The sequence below is a fragment of the Streptomyces sp. NPDC093598 genome (genome assembly GCF_044764825.1).
GTDB lineage: Bacteria > Actinomycetota > Actinomycetes > Streptomycetales > Streptomycetaceae > Streptomyces.
Map to the genome: position 1 here is coordinate 120,632 of NZ_JBIWIV010000009.1, position 23,234 is coordinate 143,865.

A 23,234-nucleotide genomic window follows, 5' to 3' on the forward strand; every position below is an offset into this window, starting at 1 on the left:
TCCAAGCAGGGCGCGCGCCTGCGGCGGGTGACGGGCCCGTCAGGAGGAGGCCGGGCTCACCGCGGGTGCGGCCACCCGCGCCCGCTCCGGTGCCCCCTGCGGCATCGCCGGATGCAGGCCCAGCAGCACGATCCCGGCGACCACGGCCAGCAGGCCGCCGGCCTCCCAGCTCAGGGCCACCGCGTCGGTGCGCAGCCGGTCGCCCAGGAAGCCGACGCCGCAGACGATCCCGGCGAGCGGCTGGGCCGCGGTCAGGGCGGGCAGCGACTTGCGCAGCGACGCGGTCTCGAACGCGCTCTGCACCAGGACCAGCCCCGTGACGCCCAGCACGAGCACCGCGTACGGCTCCCAGCCGGTGAGCAGCTCGGCGAAGCCGCCCGCGGCGGCCTTCTGCCCGCTGACCCGGGTCAGCGCGTCCTGCACGCCGTAGAGCAGCCCGGCGGCCAGGGCCAGAAGCACCGGACCGGAACTCAGCCGGGACCGCTTGCCGTGCGTCGTGAGCAGCAGGGCGAGCCCGATCATGACCCCGATGATCACCCACTGCCGCACCGGATCGGCCGTCGCGGCGCCGCCCTCCGGCCGGCCCGCCACGATGAACGCGGTCACCCCGCCGGCCAGCAGCAACAGGCCCGCCCAGCCCTGGCGGCCCAGCGGCTGCCGGGTCTGCCTGCGGGAGAGTGCGAGCGCGAAGAGCAGGTTCGTCGCCAGCAGCGGCTCCACGAGCGACAGCTCACCCTGCCCCAGCGCGGCGGCTCCGAGCCCCATGCCGACCACCATCAGCGCGATGCCGCCGAGCCAGCGCGGCACCTTCACGAGGTCGATCAGCAGCCGGAAGGAGAGGAAGTCGCTCAGCGGGGCCCGCTGAGCCGCGTTCTGCTGGAGGACGAATCCGAAGCCCAGACAGCAGGCGGCACCCAGGGCGAGCGCCAGAACTAGAACCGACACGCGGTGTACCTCGATCGTCAGGTCGGGTCACGGTTGCGTAGGGGCCGACTGTACCGGCCGGCTCCGCCCGGCGCGCCCGTACGTCATGCCATCGTCGGGGGCGGTGGCAGCCCACGCCATGACGTGCGTCACAAAGGGTGAAAGGGAAAAATCGGACCACGAGCCACCTGTCTCTCTCGCCCCCCAGATCACAAAACCCTCACAAGTGGCGGCAGTTGACGCGTGTAACGCTCTTGCGGCCCTTGACGGCGACCATTGGCTGAGGGTTGGCTGTCTGTGATCAGTTCATGGCAATGCGCACATACGCGCTCCCTCTGCCGCCGTGAGCCGAAACACAAGAAGAGCGCGTGAGGAAGTTCCGCGGTGTCCCCACCCCCGCCTCCCCTCGGCCGCGGCCGCAGGCGTGCCGCGCAGGCCTTCGACGAGGCCCTCGACGACGCCGACCTCGTCGCCGCCCGCGCCGCGCTGGCGCAGGGCCGTTGGCAGAGCGCCCGTTCCCTCCTGGTCCACACCGGTGACGACTGGGACCGGCGCGGCCACCGTGTCACCGTCCTCGCGCGTGAGTCCTACTGCGCCGCGTGGGCCCGGGAGTGGCTGCTCGCCGAACCCGAGTCCGCCGACGCCTCCGTCCTGCTCGCCCTCGCCGAGGTCCGGCGCGTCCTGCGCGGCAAGGCAAAGCCGGTCCGTGCCCGCGAGGCATGCCAGGCCGCCGCGGCCCGTGTCCCGGCCGACCCCACCCCCTGGCTCGGCCTGCTCCTGCTGGAGTGCGCGGTCGGCAGCGACCAGGACGTGGTCCGCACCTTCGAGGCGGTCCGCGGCCGGTACGCCGACCACCACCACGCCCACCACCTGATGGTCGCCCGGCTCGCCGGCCGCCGCACCGAGGCCGGCCCGGACCCGCTGCACGAGGTCTACGACTTCGCCACCTGGGCCGCCGAGCAGGCACCGGCCGACTCACCGCTCGCGATCCTGCCGGTCATCGCGCACGCCGAGCGCTACCGCGCGCTGGCCGCCGCCGGGCACGAATCCGCCGACCCGGCCGCCTCCGGCCACTGGACGGGCCGCCGCGCCCGGCAGGTCATGAAGGCGGCCTTCGACTGGTGGCTGGAGTGGGAGCTGGAGGGGCACCCGCGGCGGCTGGTCGACCTCAACTTCCTCGCCCACGCCAAGTTCTGCGAGGGGCGGGGCGCCGAGGCCGCCGCGCTGTTCCACCGGATCGGTCGCCACGCCACCCCGGCCCCCTGGTCGTACCCGGACCGCGACCCGCACACCGCCTTCGCCGCCGCCCGCGCGGGCGCGCTCGGCACGGCCTGACACCCCCGACCCGAAGAGTGAGGACGCTCCGCCGATGACCACGGACAGTTCGAGAACGAGCACAACCGCCTCCGGCGGCATCAGTACGTTCAAGGGGCAGGAGCGCGCCCTGCGCGCCGACCGGCTCGGGACCGGGGGACTGCTGCTCTCCGTGCTCGCCGCGACCGCCCCCCTCATGGTCGTCGCGGGTGTCATGCCCACGACATTCGCGGTCATGGGCATCGTCGGCCAGCCGCTGCTCTTCGTCGTCCTCGGCGTCGTCCTGATCCTGTTCAGCGTCGGATATGCCGAGATGAGCCGCCACGTCCACAACGCGGGCGCCTTCTACGCGTACATCTCCCGGGGCCTCGGCGGCACCGCCGGCGCGGGCGCCGCACTGGTGGCCCTGGTCGCCTACAACGCGCTCCAGGTCGGCATCTACGGCATCTTCGGCTTCGAGGTCTCCGGGCTCCTCGCCACCTACGCCGACGTGGAGATCGCCTGGTGGATACCGGCGCTCGTGGCCGCGCTCGCCGTCGGGCTGCTGGGCTGGCTCAAGATCGACGTCAACGCCCGCGTGCTCGGCGTACTCCTCGTCATCGAGGTGCTCCTGGTCGTCGTCTTCGACGTGGCCGCACTCGCCGACCCGGGCAAGGAGGGCCTGTCGCTGCACGCCTTCAACCCCGACACCCTCACCGGCGCGGGCGTCGGCACCGCGCTGTGCTTCTGCATCGCCGCGTTCCTCGGCTTCGAGCAGGCCCCCGTCTACGCCGAGGAGACCAGCCGCCCGCACGTCCTGGTGCCGCGCGTGATGTTCCTCGCCGTCGGCGGGGTCGCCGTCTTCTTCGCGCTGAGCTCCTGGGCCCTGACCGTCGCCACCGGCCCCTCCGCGATCGTCGGCACGGCCCAGAAGCAGAGCGCCGGACTGCTGTTCTTCCTCACCGAGTCCCGCCTAGGCGGCACCTTCACGGACGTCCTGCACGTGCTGTTCGTGACCGGCATGTTCGCCGCGCTGCTCAGCTTTCACAACGTCGTCGCCCGCTACGCCTTCGCCATGGGCCGCGAGGGCCTGCTGCCCGCCGCCTTCGGCCGCACCAGCGGCAGCAGCGGCGCCCCGGGCACCGGCTCACTGCTCCAGACCGTCGTGGCCGTGGTGGTCGTGGCGGCCTTCGCGATCGCCGACGACAAGCCGGTCGGCGACCCGACCGCGCCCGTCCTGCAGCTGTTCACCTGGTTCGGCAACATCGGCGCCCTCGGCGTGATCGTGCTGATGGCGGCGGCCTCCCTGTCCGTCGTCGTCTTCTTCGTCCGCCGCGGCGCCGCCGGCACCCAGGCCTGGCGGCTGGTCACGTCCGTGCTGGCGGGCATCGCCCTGCTGGTGATCGCCGGCTACACCGTGAAGGACTTCGAGGTGCTGGTCGGCGCCGGCCCCGGTTCCGCGCTGAGCTGGGTGCTGCCCGGCACCATCGGCCTCGCCGCGCTCGCCGGCGTCGTCCTGGGCCTGGTGCTGCGCGCCCGCGCCCCCGAGAAGCACGCCCGGATCGGCCTCGGCAACGAGGCGTTCCAGCTGGACAAGGCGGCCTCCTCCTGAGGCGGCCCACGTAAGAAGTGGTTACGGAAGTCTGACGAGCACCCGCGATCCCTGTCGTACCGGGGCCGCGGGTGTTCGAATGAGTATGTGAACGAGGACGTACATCAGGGTGTGAACGACGAGCACCCCGAGGAGCGGGGGACCCCGATCGGCCGCCGCGTCTTTCTCGGCACCCTCGCGCTGGGCGCCGCAGGCGTGGTCGCCGCGCCGCCGCTGCAACGCGGCCTGGAGGGCTTCCTCGGCGGCGCGGCCGACAAGGACCCCACCGGACTGACCGGCCTGCTCCCGAACGGCGGCGGCTTCCGCTACTACTCGGTCGCCTCGTCCGTCCCGCGCAAGAACGCCGCCGACTACCGCCTCACCGTGGACGGCCTGGTCGACCGCCCCACCACCTACACCCTCGACGACCTCAAGGCCCTGCCCCAGACCCGACTGGTCCGCGACGTCCAGTGCGTCACGGGCTGGCGCGTCCCCGACACCCCCTTCGAAGGTGTACGCCTGTCCCGGCTCCTGGATGCCGCCCGGGTCCGTCCCACGGCCAAGGCCGTCCGCTTCACCTGCTTCGACGGCACGTACACCGAGAGCCTCACCCTCGACCAGGCCCGACGCGCGGACGTCCTGGTCGCCCTGCGCATGCAGGACAAGGACCTCGGTCACTCCCACGGCGGCCCGGTCCGCCTCTACGTGGCGCCCATGTACTTCTACAAGTCCGCCAAGTGGCTCTCCGGCATCACCGTCACCGACGAGGTCCGGCCGGGCTACTGGGAGAAGCGCGGATACGACGTCGACGCCTGGGTGGGCCGCTCGAACGGACGGGACGATGACCCTACGAGCTGACACACCGCCGGCCACGGTCGACGTGCGCCGCTTCACCACCGCCCAGCGCTGGATCCACCGCACCACGGCCGCGCTGATGGGTCTCTGCGTCCTCACGGCGGCCTGCCTCTACATCCCCCAGCTCGCCGAAATCGTCGGCCGCCGCGCCCTGGTCGTCACCCTGCACCAGTGGTCGGGCCTCGCCCTGCCCGTCCCCGTCCTGGCCGGTCTCGCCTCCCGTGCCTTCCGCGCCGACCTCGGCCGCCTCAACCGCTTCGGCCCGCACGACCGCACCTGGCTGCGCGCCGCCCTGCGCCGCGACAAACGCCACGCGGCCCGCCCCGCGGCCAAGTTCAACGCCGGGCAGAAGCTCTACGCGGCCTGGATCGCCGGCGCCACGCTGGTCATGCTCGCCACGGGCCTGATGATGTGGTTCACCCACCTCACCCCCCTGCTCTGGCGCACCAGCGCCACCTTCGTCCACGACTGGCTGGCCCTCACCATCGGCATCGTCCTGGCCGGGCACATCGGCATGGCCCTGGCGGACCCGGAATCCAGAAGGGGCATGCGCACGGGCAAGGTGAGCAGAGCCTGGGCAGACCAAGAGCACCCCTTGTGGCGCCCATAGGCATCATTCCCTCAGGGGCGCGGGGAACTGCGCGATCAACCACAACGCACCCGCACCCGCCCGACGGCACACAGCCCTACGGCGCCGGGGCGAAATCCAACAGCACCTTGCAGGACCGACTCCGATCGGCGGCCAGCGCAAACGCGGACTCGGCCTCCCTCACGGGAACCACCGCACTGATCAGACCGTCGAACGCCGGCTCCCCGGCCAGCAACACCAGCGCGTCATCGAACTCACGGTCGAAGCGAAACGCCCCGCGCAGCTCGATCTCCCGGCTCACCACCAGGTTCCCCGCGAACGGGCTGTGCCCCGCCGGCAGCATCCCCAGCTGCACGACGACCCCACCCCGCCGCACCCGTCGCAGGCAGGTGTCGAGCCCCGCCGCGACCCCGGACGCCTCGACGGCCACATCGACCTCGTCCGGCCACCCGCGGTCATCAGGATCATCGGCTCGCACGACCGTCCCGGCCCCGGCGATCCGCGCGTACTCCAGCGCCTCGGGCAGCAGATCCGAGACGGTGACGTGCGCGGCCCCGGCCGCCTTCGCCGCCGCGACCACCAGACACCCGATGGGCCCGGCGCCCGTCACCAGCACATGCCGCCCCGCCACGTCCCCGGCCCGCCGCACCGCGTGCAGAGCGACCGACAAGGGCTCGGTCAGCGCCGCCCGCCGCGGCTCCAGCCCGTCCGGCAGCGCCCGCAGCTGTCCGCACGGCACGACCACCTGAGCCGCGAAACCCCCCTGCACATGCGGAAACCGCGCCGCACTCCCGAGATACCGCGTGTCCCGGCACACGTTGCGCCGTCCGTCCGCGCAGTCAGGGCACACCCCGCACGGGCCGGCCGGATGCACGGCGACAGCCGTACCCGGGGCCGGGCCCGACGCCCCGGCGCCGTACTCGACGACGGTCCCCACGACCTCGTGCCCGAGCACCATCGGCTCCCGCAGCCGGAAGTCACCGACCCCGCCGTGCCGCCAGTAGTGCAGATCGGACCCGCACACCCCGCCGTACCGGACGGTGACCAGCGCCTGCCCCGGCCCGGGCTGCGGCACCGGCAACTCCGCCACCCGCAGATCGCCCTGACCGTGAATCACACAACCCAGCATCACAGCCGCCTCCCGGCAGTCACAGCACGCTCGTCATACCGCCGTCGACATACAGCACCTGCCCGCTGACGAAGTCCGCCGCGGGGGAGGCGAGGAACAGCACCCCGCCCACCAGGTCCTGCGTACGGCCCCAGCGTCCGGCCGGGGTGCGCCGCCGCACCCAGGAGCTGAACTCCTCGTCCTCCACCAGCGGCCGGGTCAGCTCGGTCTCGATGTAGCCCGGCCCGAGCCCGTTCACCTGCACACCGCTCGGACCCCAGTCCGCGCACATGCCTTTGGTGAGCATCTTCAGCGCGCCCTTGGTGGCGGCGTACGGCGCGATGCCGGGCCGTACCACCTCGCTCTGCAGCGAGCAGATGTTGATGATCTTTCCGTGGCGACGTTCCGTCATCCGGCGCGCCGCCTCACGCCCGACCAGGAAGGCACTGGTCAGGTTGGTGTCCAGGATCCGGTGCCAGTCGGACTCGCCGAACTCCAGCAGCGGAGCGCGCAGTTGCATGCCCGCGTTGTTGACCAGGATGTCGAGCGGGCCCACCCGCTCCTCGACCTCGGCGACCCCCGAGGCCACCGAGGATCCGTCGGTCACGTCGAACGCGGCCGTGTGCACCCGGTCACCGGGCAGCCCGGCGGCGGCCTCGGCGAGCCGGTCCTTGTCACGTCCGTTCAGGACGACCGTGCAGCCGGCCTCCGCCAGACCGCGCGCGAGGGCGAGTCCGATGCCCCGGCTGGAGCCGGTGACCAGGGCCGTGCGGCCGCCGATGTCGAAGAGTGGATGAGCCGTCATCGCCGCGGCACTCCTAGATCACGAGGGACAACAGCAGGACGATGCCGCCCGCGACCACCGAGATGATCGTCTCCATGACGGACCAGGTCTTGATGTTCTGGCCGACGCTGAGGCCGAAGTACTCCTTCACCATCCAGAACCCGGCGTCGTTGACGTGGCTGAAGAACAGCGAGCCGGCGCCGATGGCCAGGACGAGGAGGGCCGCGTGCGTGCTCGACATGTCGGCCGCGAGCGGGGCGACCAGACCGGCGGCCGAGACCGTGGCCACCGTCGCCGAACCGGTCGCGAGGCGGATCACCACCGCGATCAGCCAGGCCAGCAGCAGCGCGGGGATCGCCCAGTCCTCGGAGATGTCCAGGACCATCCGGCCCACGCCGGTGTCGATCAGCGTCTGCTTGAAGCCGCCGCCCGCGCCGACGATCAGCAGGATGCCAGCGATGGGCATGAGGCTCTTCTCGACGAGCGGCGAGATCCGCTCCTTGGAGAACCCGGCGGGCCGCAGCAGCGTGAAGATGCCGACCAGCACCGAGGCGAGCAGGGCGATCATCGGGGCGCCGATGACGTCGAAGACGCGCTGCACCGGGTTCTCGGGGTCGTCCACGACGATGTCGACCAGTGCCTTGGCGAGCATCAGAATCACCGGGAGCAGCACGGTGAAGAGCGTCGCGCCGAAGCCGGGGCGCTTGTCGAGCTCCTCGGAGGCGCGCTGCGGGATCATCTTCTCGGGGGCGGGGACGTCGACCCAGCGGGCCGCGTACTTCGAGAACACCGGACCGGCGATGATCACGGTCGGGATGGCGACGAGGACACCGAGCGCCAGCGTGATGCCGAGGTCGGCGCCGACCGCGTCGATCGCGACCAGCGGACCGGGGTGCGGCGGCACCAGGCCGTGCATCACGGACAGGCCCGCGAGCGCCGGGATGCCGATGCGCATCAGCGAGTAGTTGCCGCGCTTGGCGACCATCAGCACGACCGGGATCAGCAGCACTATGCCGACCTCGAAGAACAGCGGCAGCCCGATCACGGAGGCGATCAGCACCATCGCCCACGGCATCGACCGTCCGCCGGCCCGGTCGAGGATGGTGTCGACGATCTGGTCGGCGCCGCCGGAGTCGGCGAGCATCTTGCCGAGGATCGCCCCGAGGGCGATCAGCACGCCGACGCCCGCGACGGTGGTGCCGAGGCCGGCGCTGAAGCTGGTGAGCACCTTGTCCAGCGGCGCCCCGGCGATCGCGCCGAGCGTCAGTGACCCGATGGTCAGTGCCAGGAAGGCGTGCAGCTTGAACTTCGTGATGAGCAGGACGATGACGGCGATGCCCGCCAGGACGGCGATGCCCAGCTGAGCGTGGCCGGCCGAGGTGATCGGCTCGGGTGCGTCCGCTGCCAGCATCTCGACGCTGAGTCTGGTCACGGTGGGTTCCCTTGCGTTGGGGAGAAGGGGAGGGGGAGGGGAAACCGCCAGGGGCTACTGGACGGGCTCGGGGAGGTCCCGCAGGGCGTGCGCCGCCCGCTCGGTGATCTCCTCCGGGCCGCCCGCGACGTCCACCCCGACCCCCGCCTCGTCCGCCGCGAGGGGCTGGAGCGTGGCGAACTGGGAGTCGAGCAGCGCCGTGGGCATGAAGTGACCCTGCCGGTGCGACATCCGGTCCTCGATCAGCGCGCGGTCACCCGTGAGGTGCACGAAGACCACGCCGGGCGCGGCGGCCCGCAGCCGGTCGCGGTACGACCGCTTCAGCGCCGAGCAGCTGACCACCCCGCCGAGCCCGGCCCGCCCGTGCGCCCACTCGCCGATGGCATCGAGCCAGGGCAGGCGGTCCTCGTCGGTGAGCGGGATACCGGCCGACATCTTGGCGATGTTGGCCGGCGGGTGGAAGTCGTCGCCCTCGGCGTACGGAACGCCGAGCCGGGCCGCGAGCAGGGGACCGATGGTGGTCTTGCCGGTGCCCGCTACGCCCATGACCACGACGACATGGGGGGTGTTCATCGCTGCCTCACTGTCTGCTGTCCGAGGTCGACACGTGATGTCGACGCAACTGAAACCCATTAGGTACGACGAATTCAAGAGGCCGTGATGATTAAGTCTGACTTTTTGTCTCCGTGATCTACCCCGTACGCTGAGTGCATGAGCACACCGGGCCGGGGGCTGCACGGCCATGTACTGGACACCCTCGGCCCCGAGATCACGGCGGGTGAGTACCCGCCGGGCAGCGTCCTGCGCACGGACGAACTGGCCCAGCGTTTCGATGTGTCGCGCTCCGTGATGCGTGAGGCGGTCCGCGTACTGGAGTCCATGTACCTGGTCGAGTCCCGCCGCCGCGTCGGTGTGACCGTCCGCCCGAAGTCCGAGTGGAACGTCTACGACCCGCAGGTCATCCGCTGGCGTCTGGCCGGCGCCGACCGCCCCCGGCAGTTGCGGTCCCTCACGGTGCTGCGCTCGGCGATCGAACCGGTCGCGGCCGGTCTCGCCGCCCGGCACGCCACATCGGAGCAGTGCGCGGAACTCACCGAGTGCGCCCTCGGCATGGTCGCCCACTCACGCGGTCACAAGCTGGAGGGGTACCTCCTGCACGACGTCGCCTTCCACCGCGTCATCCTGGCCGCCTCCGGCAACGAGATGTTCGCCCGCCTCGGGGACGTCGTCGCCGAGGTCCTCACCGGCCGCACCCAGCACGATGTGATGTTCGAGGACCCCGACCCGGCCGCCGTCACCCTGCACGTCCAGGTCGCCGAAGCGGTCCGGGCCGGCGACGCCACTCGCGCGGAGGAGCTGACCCGCGAGATCACGGTCGGCGCCCTCCAGGAACTCGACATCCTGGCGCCGTAGCACCCCCCCCTACGGCAGAAACTCGCCGTCGACGTACACCCAGGCCCCGTCGACCCGCTCGAACCGGCTCGATTCGTGCAGCGAACCACCCCGGTACGACGCCCGGAACTCCACGGTCCCGGTGGAGTGGAACGCGGTCCCGTCGCTCGTGCCCAGGATCTCCAGCCCGGTCCACCGCATCCCCGGATCCAGCTCCAGCCGCCCCGGCCGCGTCCGCGGATGCCAGGTCCGCAGGAGATACCCGGCGTCGCCCTTCACGAAAGCGCAGTACCGCGACCGCATCAACGCCTCGGCGGTCGGCGCGGCAGCGGCCCCGGAGTGGAACCGGCCGCAGCACGCCTCGTAGACCTCGGGGAGCCCGCACGGGCAGGAACGCCTGGTCATGGTCACCCTCCCTGGGCACGCCTGAGGGCCGTGACCTCGCGGTCACGGCCCTCAGCCTCATGTGTCCGAGGGGGGACTTGAACCCCCACGCCCGATAAAGGGCACTAGCACCTCAAGCTAGCGCGTCTGCCATTCCGCCACCCGGACAAGGTGTCTGTCGCGTGGGTTCTCCCCGCGGCGACGACGTAAACATTACCAGGCTTTCCGGGGTGGCCGATCACCCCCCGTCCGCCTCCCGGCGAGGCGTGAACGGCGTGTGACGGGCCGGGAGTGCTCTTGGGGTGCGAGCGCGGGAGAGGGAGGATGAGGGGGACCCACCAGCAGTGACAGCGGGAGGAAGCACGTGAGCGAGACGGACACGGCCAGGAGCGTCACCGGCGAGGACGAGGTCGTGGACCTCTGCCGCGAGCTGATCCAGATCGACACCAGCAACTACGGAGACCACTCGGGTCCGGGCGAGCGCAAGGCGGCCGAGTACGTCGCCGAGAAGCTCGCCGAGGTCGGGCTCGATCCGCAGATCTTCGAGTCCCACCCCGGCCGCGCCTCCACCGTGGCGCGGATCGAGGGCGAGGACCCCTCCCGGCCCGCGCTCCTCATCCACGGCCACACCGACGTCGTACCGGCCAACGCGGACGACTGGACCCACCACCCCTTCTCCGGCGAGGTCGCCGACGGCTGCGTGTGGGGCCGCGGGGCCGTCGACATGAAGGACATGGACGCGATGACCCTCGCGGTCGTCCGCGACCGGCTGCGCAGCGGGCGCAAGCCCCCGCGCGACATCGTCCTCGCGTTCCTCGCCGACGAGGAGGCCGGCGGCACGTACGGCGCCAAGCACCTCGTCCGCAACCACCCGGACCTGTTCGAGGGCGTCACCGAGGCGATCAGCGAGGTGGGCGGCTTCTCGTTCACCGTGAGCGAGCAGCGCCGGCTCTACCTGATCCAGACGGCCGAGAAGGGCATGCACTGGATGAAGCTCACCGTGGCCGGCACGGCGGGGCACGGGTCGATGATCCACCGGGACAACGCGATCACCGAGCTGTCGGAAGCCGTCGCGCGACTGGGGCGGCACAAGTTCCCGGTGCGGGTCACCAAGACCACCCGCGCCTTCCTCGACGAACTCGGGGACGCCTTCGGTACGGAGCTCGACCCCGAGGACATGGAGTCCACCCTCGCCAAGCTCGGCGGCATCGCCAAGCTCATCGGCGCGACCCTGAGCAACACGGCCAACCCCACCCAGCTCGGTGCCGGCTACAAGGTCAACGTCATCCCGGGCGAGGCGACCGCCCACGTCGACGGACGGTTCCTGCCCGGATACGAGGAGGAGTTCCTCACCGACCTCGACCGGATCCTCGGCCCGAAGGTGCGGCGCGAGGACGTCCATGCCGACAAGGCCGTCGAGACCACCTTCGACGGGGCGCTCGTGGCGGCGATGCAGTCCGCGCTGCTGGCCGAGGACCCGACCGCCAAGGCGATTCCCTACATGCTCTCCGGCGGCACGGACGCGAAGTCCTTCGACGACCTGGGCATCCGCGGCTTCGGCTTCGTACCGCTGAAGCTGCCGCCGGAGCTGGACTTCGCCGGCATGTTCCACGGCGTGGACGAGCGGGTGCCGGTGGACGGCCTCAAGTTCGGCGTACGGGTGCTCGACCGGTTCATCGACGCGTCCTGAAACAGCCCTGCGAAACGGTGGTATTCGGTCGCGCGTACGGAATCGACTGGGAAGAGTGAATGCGACGATAAGCTCGTAGCCTCATTACTCCCTCCTCGTTACAGGTAATGCGATCGCAAGATGGGTCGCTTTGCCAACTAGGAGGAATAATGATCAAGAAGGTCGTCGCTGCTGCGGCTGCCACCGGTGGGCTGGTTCTCGCGGGCGCGGGCCTCGCCGTCGCCGACTCGGGTGCTCAGGGTGCCGCCGTGCACTCCCCGGGCGTCCTGTCCGGCAACGTTGTTCAGGTGCCCGTTCACGTCCCGGTGAACGTCTGCGGCAACACGGTCTCCGTGATCGGGCTGCTGAACCCCGCCTTCGGCAACACCTGCATCAACAAGTGATGCTTTCCCCTCACTGAGGGGAGTCCATAGCCATCGGTCCCGGAGCGCGAGCCATGCGCTCCGGGACCGAACGCTTCTTTCGGGGAATTCGAGAAGAATTCGAGACAGGTCGAAGGCAGGTATTCAGCAATGCGACAGGCTACCCGCAAGGGTCTGATGACCGTGGCGGCCGCGACCGGCGTGATCGCCGCCGCGGGCGGCTCCGCGCACGCCGACTCGGGCGCCCAGGGCTCCGCTTCGGGCTCGCCGGGCGTGCTCTCCGGAAACTCGGTGCAGGCGCCGGTGCACGCGCCGGTCAACGTCTGCGGGAACACGGTCAACGTCATCGGTGTGCTCAACCCGTCGGTGGGCAACTCGTGTGAAAACAAGGGCGGTGGCTCGTCGGCGGGGGGACACGGCGAACACGGCGGCAAGGGCGGCTCGCACGCGGGCGGGCACGCCTCCGACTCGCCCGGAGTCGGCTCCGGCAACCACGTCCAGGCGCCGGTCCACGTGCCGGTGAACGTCTGCGGCAACAGTGTCGACGTCATCGGTGTCGGCAACTCCAGCACGGGCAACGACTGCGCGAACGGTGGCGGCGGCCACCACGGCAACCCGCCCGGCGGCGGCCACGAGACCCCGGGCCGGCCGGGCGACCCGGGGAACCCCGGCAATCCAGGGAACCCCGGAAACCCGGGTGATCCCGGCCACCCCGGCCACCCTGGTGAGCCCGGCAACCCGGGTCACCCCGGCAGCCCCGGTGAGCCCGGCCACCCCGGTACCCCGGGCACCCCGCCCGCCACCGGCGGCGACACCCCGGGCGGCTCCTCGCACGGAAACCAGCCGGGCGGCCAGTTCGTCACCCAGCCGAAGGGCGACTCCCAGCTCGCCAGCACCGGCAGCGACCTGCCGCTCGGCTTCGCCCTCCCGGCCGGCGCGGGCGCACTGCTGGCGGGCGCGATCCTCTACCGCAAGGCGCGCGCCTCGGCCTGACACGCCCCCCCCGCAAACGGAGCGGGCCCCGCCGATGCGGGGCCCGCTCCGTCATGTGCCTCTTCCCGTGGCCCGTCTCAGCTCACCACGTGGCCCGCACCTGGCGGATGATCCTCCGACGCAACCGCACCTTGCGGCTGCCGTCGCGCAGCAGGGCCAGACGGTCCAACTCCCAGTGTCCGTACTCCGCATGGTCGGTCAGCAGACGTGCCGCCTCCTTGCGGGACACCCCGCGCGGTACGTACACGTCGACAAATTCGTATTCCGGCATCGCATCTATTGTGCGGGCTGGGCCCCGGTACGGATAGCGTCTGCACTATGTCTGATGCTGCGCAGCCCACCGCTGCCGAGGTACGCGCCGCCGCCGAGGCGGTCAAGACCGCGCTCGACCGCCACCTGGCCGCGGTCGAACGCAGGTCGGGGGAGGACGACCCGGCCGTCTACGAGGCGTTCAACCAGTTGGCCGCGGCCGCAGAGGTGTACGACGAACTGCTCTACGACCGCTACGACGAGGTCACGCCCTTCGAGATCCCCGAGGCGGAGGACGCGCTGCCCCCGTACGCCGGCCCCGAGGAACCGAACGCGCTGAGCGTACTGATCCGCCGTGACTACGCCGTCGCCGAACCACAGCGGCTGCTGGCGCAGGCACAGCGGATCGAGTCGGCGGAGGGCGAGGACGGTGCCCCGGCCTCCGGGACGGTGCACGGCGCGCTCGGGCTGCTGTTCGGCGAGTTCGAACCCGACGAGATCGCCTCCCGGCACAAGGAGTTCGGGCTGGAGGAGGGCGACTCCACGCTCTGGGTGACGGCGGCGGACGAGCCGGCCGAACCCGGCGAGTGGCTGGAGGCGCCGTTCGAGCAGGTCGACCCGCAGCAGGTGGTCTGCCGCTTCGACGTCAGCGCCGTCTTCGACGACGAGATCGACGACGAGGACGACGAGGAAGGGGAAGACCTCGAGGACGAGCTCGACGGCGACCTGGACGAGGACCAGGACCTGGAACCGCTGGACGCGGACCGCCGCTGAGCGCACACGCCGGCGACCACGGGGGTGGGGGGGGGGGGGGCCGCGCGGCGGCCCCCCCCCCCCCCCCCCCCCCCCCCGGGGGGGGGCGCCCCCCCCCCCCGCCCCCCGGGCGCCCCCCCCCCCCCCCCCCCCCCCCCCCCCCCCCCCCCCCCCCCCCCCCCCCCCCCACACCCCCCCCCCCCCCCCCCCCCCCCCCCCCCGCCCCGGGGGGGCGGGGGGGGGGGGGGGGGCCCGCCCCCCCCCACCCCGGGACGCGCCCAGCTCGCACGGAATCCCGACACCATGTCATGGCCGCCCGTCCGCCGATCCGGAGCGAGGTGGCCCGAGAGGGAGTACGAGAAGGTGGCCACACCTAAAAAGGGCAGGAACGCGAGCGCCCAGAGCAAGCCGGGGCGCTCGCTGGCCCTGATCCTGATCGCCATCGCGGCGCTCACCGGTGGGATGTTCGCCTCGGGGCACACGAAGCCGCGTCTCGGCATCGACCTGGCCGGTGGTACGAGCATCACGCTCCGCGCGGTCCCCGAGGCCGGCAACGAGGCGGCGATCAACAAGACCAACATGGACACCGCCGTCTCCATCATGGAGCGCCGTGTCAATGGTCTGGGCGTCTCCGAGTCCGAGGTCCAGACGCAGGGCCGGGAAAACATCATCGTCAACATTCCCAAGGGCACCAACTCGGAGCAGGCCCGCAAGCAGGTCGGCACCACCGCCAAGCTCTACTTCCGCCCGGTCCTCGCCACCGAGGTCTCCGGCGGCAAGGGCACCGCCAGCCCCTCCCCGAGCCCCACCGGCAGCCCCACGGGCAAGCCGTCCGGCGCGGCCACCGACAAGCCCGAGGCCACCGACAAGGGATCCGCGTCCCCGTCCGCCTCTCCCACCACGCAGGGCCGTGCGGTCACGGACGCGCTGAAGGCCGACGCGACGCCGTCCGCGAGCGCCTCGGACAAGGCCAAGGCCAGCCCCTCCCCGTCGGCGAGCGGCGGCACCGCCGAGGCCGACGCGAGCGCGCTGCAGGCGAAGTACGCCAAGCTCGACTGCACCGACGAGAAGATCCGCTCGACCGTGGGCGACGGCGTCAAGGCCTCCGCCCCGACGCTGGCCTGCGGCCAGAACGCGCAGGGCCAGTGGCAGAAGTACATCCTCGGCCCCGCCGAGGTCGACGGCACGGACGTCGACAAGGCCCAGGCCGTCCTGAACACGCAGACCGGTGCCGGCTGGACGGTCACGATGGACTTCACGGACGGCGGCGCCAAGAAGTTCGCGAACATCACCGGCAAGCTGGCGCAGAACCAGTCGCCGCAGAACCAGTTCGCGATCGTCCTCGACGGCGACGTGGTCTCCGACCCGTACGTACGGCAGGCTCTGACCGGTGGAAACGCCGAGATCTCGGGCAACTTCAACCAGCAGTCCGCCCAGGACCTCGCCAACATGCTGTCGTACGGCGCGCTGCCGCTCACCTTCAAGGTGGACAGCATGACGACCGTGACCGCCGCGCTGGGCGGTGACCAGCTGAAGGCCGGTCTGATCGCCGGCGCGATCGGTCTGGCGCTGGTCGTCATCTATCTGCTGGCCTACTACCGCGGCCTGTCGTTCATCGCGATCCTCTCGCTGCTGGTCTCGGCCGCCCTCACCTACACGCTCATGGCCCTGCTCGGCCCGGCCATCGGCTTCGCGCTGAACCTGCCGGCCGTCTGCGGTGCCATCGTCGCCATCGGCATCACGGCGGACTCGTTCATCGTGTACTTCGAACGCGTCCGCGACGAGATCCGGGAGGGCCGCTCGCTGCGCCCCGCCGTCGAGCGGGCCTGGCCGCGCGCCCGGCGCACCATCCTGGTCTCCGACTTCGTGTCCTTCCTCGCCGCCGCGGTGCTCTTCATCGTCACCGTCGGCAAGGTCCAGGGCTTCGCGTTCACGCTCGGCCTGACCACCCTGCTCGACGTGGTCGTCGTGTTCCTCTTCACCAAGCCGCTGCTGACGCTGATGGCCCGCCGCCCGTTCTTCGCGAACGGCCACAAGTGGTCCGGCCTCGACCCGAAGAGCCTGGGTGCGCAGCCGCCGCTGCGCCGCACCCGCCGCCCCGCCGCCCCCGTCGACCCCAAGGAGGCCTGAGATGTCGAAACTCGGCAACCTCGGCGCCCGGCTGCACCGTGGCGAGGTCGGCTACGACTTCGTCAAGAACCGCAAGATCTGGTACGGCCTGTCCATCCTGATCACCATCACGGCCATCGTCGGCCTGACGGTCCGCGGCCTGAACATGGGCATCGAGTTCCAGGGCGGCGCCGTCTTCAACACCCCGAAGAACACCGCCGCCTCGGTGTCCCAGGCCGAGGAGTACGCGGAAGAGGCCTCCGGCCACGACGCGATCGTCCAGAAGCTCGGCGACGGCAGCCTGCGCATCCAGGTCGCCGGCATCGACACCGGCGCGGCCAACGAGATCAAGAACACGCTCGCCGACGACCTCAAGATCGACTCGGAGCAGATCAACGCCGAGCTGGTCGGCCCCAGTTGGGGTGAGCAGATCGCGAACAAGGCGTGGCAGGGCCTCGGCATCTTCCTGGTCCTCGTGGTGATCTACCTGGCGATCGCCTTCGAGTGGCGCATGGCCCTGGCCGCGTTCGTGGCACTGATCCACGACATCACCATCACGGTCGGCATCTACGCCCTCGTCGGCTTCGAGGTCACCCCGGGCACGGTGATCGGTCTGCTGACCATCCTCGGCTACTCGCTCTACGACACGGTCGTGGTCTTCGACAGCCTCAAGGAACAGACGAGGGACCTCACCAAGCAGACCCGCTGGACCTACAGCGACGTCGCCAACCGCTCGATCAACAGCACCCTGGTCCGCTCCATCAACACCACGGTGGTCGCGCTGCTGCCGGTCGCGGGCCTGCTGTTCATCGGTGGCGGCGTCCTCGGCGCCGGCATGCTGAACGACATCTCGCTGTCGCTGTTCGTCGGCCTCGCCGCCGGTGCGTACTCCTCGATCTTCATCGCCACGCCGCTCGTCGCCGACCTCAAGGAGCGCGAGCCGGCGATGAAGGCCCTGAAGAAGCGCGTCCTGGCCAAGCGGGCCCAGTCCGCCGCCAAGGGCGAGACGCAGGACCAGGACGGCCACGAGTCGTACGGCGACGAGCCCGAGGACGTCGCACCCGCGGTCGTCGGCCCGCGCAACCAGCCCGCCTCCCGCAACCGCGGCCGCGGCCGTCCCTCGGGGAAGCGCCGATGACCGACATCAAGGAGCTGCTCCTCAGCCGCATCCGCGATGTGGCGGACTACCCGGAGCCGGGCGTGATGTTCAAGGACATCACCCCGCTCCTGGCGGACCCGGCGGCCTTCACGGCGCTCACCGACGCCCTCGCCGAGATCGCCGAGCGCACCGGAGCCACCAAGGTCGTCGGCCTGGAGGCCCGCGGCTTCATCCTCGGCGCCCCGGTCGCCGTCCGCGCCGGCCTCGGCTTCATCCCCGTACGCAAGGCGGGCAAGCTCCCCGGAGCCACCCTCGCCCAGGCCTACGACCTGGAGTACGGCTCGGCGGAGATCGAGGTGCACGCCGAGGACCTCACGGCCGGTGACCGCGTCCTGATCGTCGACGACGTCCTCGCCACCGGCGGCACCGCCGAGGCCTCGGTCCAGCTCATCCGCCGGGCCGGCGCCGAGGTGGCGGGTCTCGCCGTCCTCATGGAGCTCGGCTTCCTGAGCGGCCGCGGCCGCCTGGAGCCGGCGCTGAACGGTGCCCCGCTGGAGGCGCTGCTCACGGTCTAGCGACCGCGTGGCGGCCCGGTGGACACCGGCACGACACCGCGCGAGGCGGGCCCGGAGGATCCGGTGCCCGCCTCGTGCGTTTCCCGGGTAGACGGTCCTCACATTGGCCTGAAGGCGATCCTGGAGCTCAGGATCGCTACCATGGGTGCTCCGGAGCCTGACCGGGGGACCCGGATCGCGCACGAGGAGCCCTCTTGCCAGACGAGGCCCAGCACCTGACCGCCGCCAAGCCCGAGTCCGCCTCGGCTGCCGCGGCGAAGCCCGCGCCGAACGCGCCCCACGCGAAGAACGACACCCGCGGGCCGGTCGAGCACGCCCAGGCGGCGCCGGTCGACAAGCCCGCCGAGCAGGCGCGCCCCAAGCCTTCCCCGCCGGTGCGGCAGGCGTCCGGTCAGCCCGCCCGCAGTGGCTCCTCCAACCGCGTGCGCGCCCGTCTGGCCCGGCTCGGTGTGCAGCGCGCGAATCCGTACAACCCGGTGCTGGAGCCGCTGCTGCGGATAGTGCGCAGCAACGATCCGAAGATCGAGACGGCCACGCTCCGCCAGATCGAGCGCGCCTACCAGGTCGCCGAGCGCTGGCACCGCGGCCAGAAGCGCAAGAGCGGCGACCCGTACATCACGCACCCCCTCGCCGTGACGACCATCCTCGCCGAGCTGGGCATGGATCCGGCCACGCTGATGGCGGGCCTGCTGCACGACACGGTCGAGGACACCGAGTACGGCCTCGACGACCTGCGCCGCGACTTCGGCGACGTGGTCACCCTGCTCGTCGACGGCGTCACCAAGCTGGACAAGGTCAAGTTCGGCGAGGCCGCGCAGGCGGAGACCGTGCGCAAGATGGTCGTCGCCATGGCCAAGGACCCGCGCGTCCTGGTCATCAAGCTCGCCGACCGCCTGCACAACATGCGCACCATGCGCTACCTCAAGCGTGAGAAGCAGGAGAAGAAGGCGCGCGAGACCCTCGAGATCTACGCGCCGCTCGCCCACCGCCTGGGCATGAACACCATCAAGTGGGAGCTGGAGGACCTCGCCTTCGCGATCCTCTACCCCAAGATGTACGACGAGATCGTACGGCTGGTGGCCGAGCGGGCACCGAAGCGTGACGAGTACCTGGCCATCGTCACCGACGAGGTCCAGCAGGACCTGCGCGCGGCCCGCATCAAGGCGACGGTCACCGGACGCCCGAAGCACTACTACAGCGTCTACCAGAAGATGATCGTCCGCGGCCGGGACTTCGCGGAGATCTACGACCTGGTGGGCATCCGCGTCCTCGTGGACACCGTCCGCGACTGTTACGCGGCCCTCGGCACGGTGCACGCGCGATGGAACCCGGTCCCCGGCCGGTTCAAGGACTACATCGCGATGCCCAAGTTCAACATGTACCAGTCGCTGCACACGACGGTCATCGGTCCCGGCGGCAAGCCGGTCGAGCTGCAGATCCGCACCTTCGACATGCACCGCCGCGCGGAGTACGGCATCGCCGCGCACTGGAAGTACAAGCAGGAGGCCGTCGCCGGCGCCTCCAAGGTGCGCAGCGACGCCCCCAAGTCGTCCGGCAAGGGCAAGGACGACCACCTCAACGACATGGCGTGGCTGCGCCAGCTCCTGGACTGGCAGAAGGAGACCGAGGACCCTGGCGAGTTCCTGGAGTCCCTGCGCTTCGACCTCTCGCGCAACGAGGTCTTCGTCTTCACCCCCAAGGGCGACGTCATAGCGCTCCCGGCCGGTGCGACCCCGGTCGACTTCGCCTACGCGGTGCACACCGAGGTGGGCCACCGCACGATCGGCGCCCGCGTCAACGGCCGGCTGGTCCCGCTGGAGTCCACCCTCGACAACGGCGACCTGGTGGAGGTCTTCACCTCCAAGGCGGCCGGCGCCGGCCCCTCCCGCGACTGGCTCGGCTTCGTCAAGTCACCACGGGCCCGCAACAAGATCCGCGCCTGGTTCTCCAAGGAGCGCCGCGACGAGGCGATCGAGCAGGGCAAGGACTCCATCGTCCGCGCCATGCGCAAGCAGAACCTGCCGATCCAGCGCATCCTGACCGGCGACTCCCTGGTGACCCTCGCGCACGAGATGCGCTACGCCGACATCTCCGCGCTGTACGCGGCGATCGGCGAGGGCCATGTCTCCGCGCAGAACATCGTGCAGAAGCTGGTCCAGGCCCTCGGCGGCGAGGAGGCCGCCACCGAGGAGATCGACGAGTCGGTCCCGCCGGCCCGCGGCCGCAGCCGCAAGCGCCGCTCCAGCGCCGACCCGGGCGTCGTCGTCAAGGGCGTCGAGGACGTGTGGGTCAAGCTGGCCCGCTGCTGTACGCCCGTCCCGGGCGACCCCATCATCGGCTTCGTCACCCGCGGCAGTGGCGTATCGGTTCACCGCAGCGACTGCGTGAACGTCGACTCACTGTCCCGTGAGCCCGAGCGCATCCTCGACGTCGAGTGGGCGCCCACCCAGTCCTCGGTCTTCCTGGTCGCCATCCAGGTCGAGGCCCTGGACCGCTCCCGGCTCCTGTCGGATGTCACCCGCGTGCTGTCCGACCAGCACGTCAACATCCTGTCCGCGGCCGTGCAGACCTCCCGGGACCGGGTCGCCACCTCCCGCTTCACCTTCGAGATGGGCGACCCGAAGCACCTCGGCCATGTCCTCAAGGCGGTCCGGGGCGTGGAGGGCGTCTACGACGTGTACCGGGTGACGTCGGCGCGCAGCAGGTCGTAACCGGTCGTCGCACGACCACACGAAAGGGGCTCCCGTACGTGTACGGGAGCCCCTTTCGATCGACTGCTCAGCCTCCGAACTCCTGAAGGCCCTTCAGCGCCTGGTCCAGCAGCGCCTGGCGACCGTCGAGCTCACGCTGCAGCTTGTCAGCCTTGGCGTTGTTGCCCTGCGCCCGGGCCTGCTCGATCTGGCCCCGCAGCTTGTCCACGGCGGCCTGGAGCTGGCCGGTCAGGCCCTCGGCACGCGCGCGTGCCTCCGGGTTCGTCCGGCGCCACTCGGCCTCCTCGGCCTCCTGGATGGCCCGCTCGACCGCGTGCATCCGGCCTTCGACCTTCGGCCGGGCGTCGCGCGGCACATGGCCGATGGCCTCCCAGCGCTCGTTCACGTTCCGGAACGCGGCGCGAGCCGCCTTCAGGTCCGTGATCGGCAGGAGCTTCTCGGCCTCCTCGGCCAGCTCCTCCTTGAGCTTGAGGTTCTCCGACTGCTCGGCGTCACGCTCGGCGAAGACCGAGCCGCGGGCCGCGAAGAAGACGTCCTGGGCGCCGCGGAAGCGGTTCCACAGGTCGTCCTCGTGCTCGCGCTGGGCGCGGCCCGCGGCCTTCCACTCGGACATCAGCTCGCGGTAACGCGCCGCCGTCACGCCCCAGTCCGTCGAGTTCGACAGCGCCTCGGCCTCGGAGACCAGCCGCTCCTTGGTCTTGCGGGCCTCCTCGCGCTGCGCGTCCAGCTGCGCGAAGTGCTGCTTGCGCCGCTTGGAGAACGCCGACCGCGCGTGCGAGAACCGGTGCCACAGCTCGTCGTCGGACTTGCGGTCCAGACGCGGCAGACCCTTCCAGGTGTCCACCAGGGCCCGCAGCCGCTCACCGGCCGCCCGCCACTGGTCCGACCGCGACAGCTCCTCCGCCTCGGCGACCAGCGCCTCCTTGGCGTGGCGGGCCTCGTCGGACTGCTTCGCCCGCTGGGCCTTGCGCTCCTCGCGGCGCGCCTCCACCAGCTCCACGAGCTTGTCCAGCCGGACCCGCAGGGCGTCCAGGTCGCCCACCGCGTGATGCGCGTCGACCTGCTCCCGGATGTGGTCGATGGCGGCCTGGGCGTCCTTCGCCGACAGGTCGGTGGTCTTCACTCGCTTCTCGAGGAGGCCGATCTCGACAACCAGGCCCTCGTACTTGCGCTCGAAATAGGCCAGCGCCTCCTCGGGGGAGCCCGCCTGCCAGGAACCGACGACCTGCTCGCCGTCGGCCGTACGCACGTACACGGTCCCCGTCTCGTCGACGCGGCCCCACGGGTCGCTGCTCACAGCGCCTCCTCCACATGATGCCTGCGGGGGGCCTGTAGCTCCCCCGGGCATCGTCCACAGTTTCGTCACGGCCAACATAGGCGACCGGCGGGGGGCGTGTCCGCATCCCGCGCGACCGAAATTTCGCAGTTGGGGGTCAGGTTCGCGTGATCGTGGCCTTGTTGATCACGACCGTCGCGTTGGGCGCCGTATTGCCCGTCTGGGGGTCGGGGGCCTGCGCTCCGGCGTCGGCGATCTTCTTCAGAACCTTCATGCCCGCCTCGGACACCGTACCGAACGGTGTGTAGTCGGGCGGAAGCTGACTGTCCTGGTAGACGAGGAAGAACTGGCTGCCGCCGCTGTTGCGGCCCTGCTTCGTCTGCGCGTTGTACTGGTTCGCCATCGCGACCGTGCCCGCCGGGTACGTCCCGCCCTTGAGGCTCTTGTCCTTGAGGTTCTCGTCCGGGATGGTGTAGCCCGGTCCGCCCATGCCGGTGCCCTGCGGGTCGCCGCACTGCAGGACGTAGATGCCCTGGTCCGTGAGCCGGTGGCACTTGCTGTGGTCCAGGTAACCCTTGCCGAGAAGGAAGTTGAACGAGTTGACGGTGTGCGGCGCCGCCGACGCCTTCAGCGCGACGTCTATCTCGCCGCAGGTCGTGTCCAGCTTCATCGTGTACTTCGCGGACTTGTCGATGGTCATCGCCGGTTCCTTCTTCCAGGTCTCCGACTTGACCTTGCCCGGGGCCGGCTTCTCGCACGGGTCCGGGGCCTTGCTGGGCGTGGCGCTCGGCGTGACGTCCGCGTTCGCGTTCTCCGTCTTGCCGTTGTCCTCGAACGGCTTGGTCAGGAAGACCGTCACCGAGAGCACCACGATCACGCCGAGAGCCGAGGCGATCACGGAGTTGCGGATACGGGCCTTGCGTCGCGCGTCCGTGCGTCGCATCTGCTGCCGCAAGAACTTCTCCCGGGCGAGCTGACGCCGCCGCTGTTCCTGGCTGACCACCGGGTTCTCTCCTCATGGGTCTCGAACGTCGACCGGTACGCGTGCGTCCTGTGTGCCGACCG

22 protein-coding genes and 1 tRNA gene are annotated in these 23,234 nt (G+C 71.0%); 13 read left to right on the top strand and 10 right to left on the bottom strand.

The window, feature by feature from the left end; genetic code table 11:
* Window positions 1-39: 39 nt before the first annotated feature.
* Entirely contained in the window at window positions 40-945 is a 906-nt protein-coding gene (locus tag ACIRDU_RS25080; protein WP_403582898.1) for a DMT family transporter, read from the bottom strand.
* Between the two features lie 363 nt (window positions 946-1,308).
* Here ACIRDU_RS25080 and ACIRDU_RS25085 point away from each other — a divergent pair, with 363 nt between their 5' ends.
* From ACIRDU_RS25085 to ACIRDU_RS25100, 4 genes are all read left to right on the top strand, one after another.
* Window positions 1,309-2,259, top strand: a complete 951-nt coding sequence (locus ACIRDU_RS25085) for a hypothetical protein (RefSeq protein ID WP_403582901.1) — start codon at window positions 1,309-1,311, stop codon at window positions 2,257-2,259.
* A gap of 34 nt (window positions 2,260-2,293) precedes the next feature.
* The gene (locus ACIRDU_RS25090; protein ID WP_403582904.1) at window positions 2,294-3,829 is read left to right on the top strand and encodes an APC family permease; all 1,536 of its coding nucleotides are present in this window, start codon (window positions 2,294-2,296) and stop codon (window positions 3,827-3,829) included.
* Between the two features lie 111 nt (window positions 3,830-3,940).
* Window positions 3,941-4,666, top strand: a complete 726-nt coding sequence (locus tag ACIRDU_RS25095) for a molybdopterin-dependent oxidoreductase (protein WP_403583234.1) — start codon at window positions 3,941-3,943, stop codon at window positions 4,664-4,666.
* Window positions 4,650-5,273, top strand: a complete 624-nt coding sequence (locus ACIRDU_RS25100) for a cytochrome b/b6 domain-containing protein (RefSeq protein ID WP_403582907.1) — start codon at window positions 4,650-4,652, stop codon at window positions 5,271-5,273. The genes ACIRDU_RS25095 and ACIRDU_RS25100 overlap by 17 nt, the downstream gene beginning before the upstream one ends.
* Before the next feature lie 76 nt (window positions 5,274-5,349).
* Here ACIRDU_RS25100 and ACIRDU_RS25105 read toward each other — a convergent pair whose 3' ends face one another.
* From ACIRDU_RS25105 to ACIRDU_RS25120, 4 genes are read right to left on the bottom strand one after another with little or no spacing between them, the layout of a single operon-like run.
* The gene (locus ACIRDU_RS25105; RefSeq protein WP_403582908.1) at window positions 5,350-6,381 is read right to left on the bottom strand and encodes an L-idonate 5-dehydrogenase; all 1,032 of its coding nucleotides are present in this window, start codon (window positions 6,379-6,381) and stop codon (window positions 5,350-5,352) included.
* A gap of 19 nt (window positions 6,382-6,400) precedes the next feature.
* Entirely contained in the window at window positions 6,401-7,165 is a 765-nt protein-coding gene (locus ACIRDU_RS25110; RefSeq protein WP_403582911.1) for an SDR family oxidoreductase, read from the bottom strand.
* A 13-nt stretch (window positions 7,166-7,178) separates the two neighbouring features.
* Entirely contained in the window at window positions 7,179-8,576 is a 1,398-nt protein-coding gene (locus ACIRDU_RS25115; protein WP_403582913.1) for a gluconate:H+ symporter, read from the bottom strand.
* A gap of 54 nt (window positions 8,577-8,630) precedes the next feature.
* Complete coding sequence (locus ACIRDU_RS25120) at window positions 8,631-9,149, bottom strand: gluconokinase (protein WP_403582915.1); 519 nt, start codon at window positions 9,147-9,149, stop codon at window positions 8,631-8,633.
* Between the two features lie 138 nt (window positions 9,150-9,287).
* On the opposite strand from ACIRDU_RS25120, the gene ACIRDU_RS25125 reads away from it, so the two are divergent.
* A complete protein-coding gene (locus ACIRDU_RS25125; RefSeq protein WP_361310568.1) occupies window positions 9,288-9,989 on the top strand; it encodes a FadR/GntR family transcriptional regulator in 702 nt (233 codons plus the stop codon).
* Between the two features lie 9 nt (window positions 9,990-9,998).
* Here ACIRDU_RS25125 and ACIRDU_RS25130 read toward each other — a convergent pair whose 3' ends face one another.
* Window positions 9,999-10,373, bottom strand: a complete 375-nt coding sequence (locus ACIRDU_RS25130) for a YchJ family protein (RefSeq protein ID WP_403582918.1) — start codon at window positions 10,371-10,373, stop codon at window positions 9,999-10,001.
* A 62-nt stretch (window positions 10,374-10,435) separates the two neighbouring features.
* Window positions 10,436-10,520: transfer RNA gene (locus ACIRDU_RS25135), tRNA-Leu, on the bottom strand.
* Window positions 10,521-10,716: 196 nt separating this feature from the next.
* Here ACIRDU_RS25135 and ACIRDU_RS25140 point away from each other — a divergent pair.
* From ACIRDU_RS25140 to ACIRDU_RS25150, 3 genes are all read left to right on the top strand, one after another.
* Complete coding sequence (locus ACIRDU_RS25140) at window positions 10,717-12,042, top strand: M20/M25/M40 family metallo-hydrolase (protein ID WP_403582920.1); 1,326 nt, start codon at window positions 10,717-10,719, stop codon at window positions 12,040-12,042.
* A gap of 149 nt (window positions 12,043-12,191) precedes the next feature.
* A complete protein-coding gene (chpH, locus tag ACIRDU_RS25145; RefSeq protein ID WP_030608446.1) occupies window positions 12,192-12,425 on the top strand; it encodes a chaplin ChpH in 234 nt (77 codons plus the stop codon).
* A gap of 129 nt (window positions 12,426-12,554) precedes the next feature.
* A complete protein-coding gene (locus ACIRDU_RS25150; RefSeq protein WP_403582922.1) occupies window positions 12,555-13,397 on the top strand; it encodes a chaplin in 843 nt (280 codons plus the stop codon).
* An 82-nt stretch (window positions 13,398-13,479) separates the two neighbouring features.
* Here the strand turns inward: ACIRDU_RS25150 and ACIRDU_RS25155 are convergent, their stop codons facing one another.
* Window positions 13,480-13,668 carry a DUF5703 family protein gene (locus ACIRDU_RS25155; RefSeq protein WP_403582924.1) on the bottom strand — a complete coding sequence of 63 codons (189 nt, stop codon included), beginning with the start codon at window positions 13,666-13,668 and terminating at the stop codon, window positions 13,480-13,482.
* A gap of 47 nt (window positions 13,669-13,715) precedes the next feature.
* Between ACIRDU_RS25155 and ACIRDU_RS25160 the strand changes: the two genes are divergently transcribed.
* The 5 genes from ACIRDU_RS25160 (at window position 13,716) to relA (ending at window position 20,893) form a co-directional block, all read left to right on the top strand.
* Window positions 13,716-14,420, top strand: a complete 705-nt coding sequence (locus ACIRDU_RS25160; protein WP_403582926.1) for a hypothetical protein — start codon at window positions 13,716-13,718, stop codon at window positions 14,418-14,420.
* 342 nt (window positions 14,421-14,762) lie between these two features.
* Entirely contained in the window at window positions 14,763-16,529 is a 1,767-nt protein-coding gene (secD, locus tag ACIRDU_RS25165) for a protein translocase subunit SecD (RefSeq protein ID WP_403582929.1), read from the top strand.
* 1 nt (window position 16,530) lies between these two features.
* On the top strand, window positions 16,531-17,646 hold the full coding sequence (gene secF, locus ACIRDU_RS25170; RefSeq protein WP_403582932.1) for a protein translocase subunit SecF: 1,116 nt from the start codon (window positions 16,531-16,533) through the stop codon (window positions 17,644-17,646).
* Complete coding sequence (locus ACIRDU_RS25175; protein WP_403582935.1) at window positions 17,643-18,182, top strand: adenine phosphoribosyltransferase; 540 nt, start codon at window positions 17,643-17,645, stop codon at window positions 18,180-18,182. Before secF ends, ACIRDU_RS25175 begins: the two co-directional genes overlap by 4 nt.
* A gap of 194 nt (window positions 18,183-18,376) precedes the next feature.
* Window positions 18,377-20,893: a GTP pyrophosphokinase gene (gene relA, locus ACIRDU_RS25180; protein ID WP_403582937.1), complete on the top strand. Its 2,517-nt coding sequence runs from the start codon at window positions 18,377-18,379 to the stop codon at window positions 20,891-20,893.
* 67 nt (window positions 20,894-20,960) lie between these two features.
* Here relA and ACIRDU_RS25185 read toward each other — a convergent pair whose 3' ends face one another.
* Entirely contained in the window at window positions 20,961-22,190 is a 1,230-nt protein-coding gene (locus ACIRDU_RS25185; RefSeq protein ID WP_403582939.1) for a DUF349 domain-containing protein, read from the bottom strand.
* A gap of 136 nt (window positions 22,191-22,326) precedes the next feature.
* On the bottom strand, window positions 22,327-23,172 hold the full coding sequence (locus tag ACIRDU_RS25190; protein WP_403582942.1) for a peptidylprolyl isomerase: 846 nt from the start codon (window positions 23,170-23,172) through the stop codon (window positions 22,327-22,329).
* Window positions 23,173-23,234: the final 62 nt, after the last annotated feature.